Below are 1147 nucleotides of genomic sequence, written 5' to 3'. Positions count from 1 at the left end.
ATTTACGGTAGGTAAAGTAACCAGTGTCAGTACAAAGGGGAAAAAGCTCTGGCCTACGGATGCGGATTTAAAAAACGGGTTGAAGGAACTTTATCCAGTCGATTTAGACAAATCGACAAGCATAGGCAAAGGAACAGAATTGCCAATGGATCCTAGCTTGACATATGGAAACGGCTCAAACCGTTATAGTATCAGGGTCAAAGCCATATCAGCTGCAGGAGACTCGGCTTCTTCCGATGTCAACTATGGATACATCCCACTCTATGCCCCTAAAAATGTAACGCTTACGAGTAACTTAGCGGACATGGTCAATAACAAAAGCAGCTTGACCGTTAAGTGGGATGCGACTCCTTCAGCCAAATATTATGAAGTTCAGATTTCAGATGGCAAAACAACAAAAACACATCAAGTAAAAAGCAAAACAACCTTCACGACTGACCCGATTTATGGAGTTGACACAAATTATTCGGCAACGGTTAGAGCCTATTATGTCGACGACAACAATGCTTTAGTATCAGAACAAGGAAAAATGACAGGAAAACGCGGTTTAAGCCCTGTTTCGAATAAAGCAACCGCAACAATTGATCCGAGAGAGGAGTTGAATGGATTAGAAGATTATTTCACTTATGAAGACCATTCATTTGGAAATGCAACAGCGAGTGTCAATGTAACGACGGGTAATATGGCGCNACAATTTACTGATGAAACGTTATATACACGTAGCAATTTAGGATATGACTTTACACGTACGTATAATTCCCGTTCAATGAAAAATTCAGCATTAGGTAAAGGTTGGACGTTTATTGGAAATGAATCGTTAAGAATTTTAGAAAATGGCGACGGTTCATACACAGACGAAGATAGCACGGTTCATCTGTTTAAAAAAGATGGCAATCAATTTACTTCTCCAAAAGGTCTATATGAAAAGCTAGTGAAAGTAAATGAATCGACATATACAATGACGGATAAAAATCAATTTGTTCAAACATTTAAAGTTGGTAAAAAATCATCTGACTTTTTCATCGCCTCTTATCAAGATGAATATGGCAATCAAATTGATTTCACCCGTAATGATGAAGATCAATTAACAACTGTTTCAGAGACAAAAGGGATTGAAAAGAAAGAAAGAATTCAAATCTCATATACA

1 protein-coding gene and 1 pseudogene are annotated in these 1147 nt (G+C 37.8%); both read left to right on the top strand.

The genetic code is table 11. The features are described 5' to 3' along the window. Positions 1-145 precede the first annotated feature (145 nt). Positions 146-689, top strand: a pseudogene (locus ASU00_RS27030) (hypothetical protein); the annotation flags it as partial. Position 690: 1 nt separating this feature from the next. Continuing rightward, positions 691-1147: DUF6531 domain-containing protein (locus tag ASU00_RS27025; RefSeq protein WP_413783544.1), on the top strand; the 457-nt coding region annotated here is incomplete at both ends.

Source organism: Peribacillus muralis, assembly GCF_001439925.1.
Classification (GTDB): domain Bacteria; phylum Bacillota; class Bacilli; order Bacillales; family DSM-1321; genus Peribacillus; species Peribacillus muralis.
This window is presented reverse-complemented; position numbering and strand designations above follow the sequence as displayed.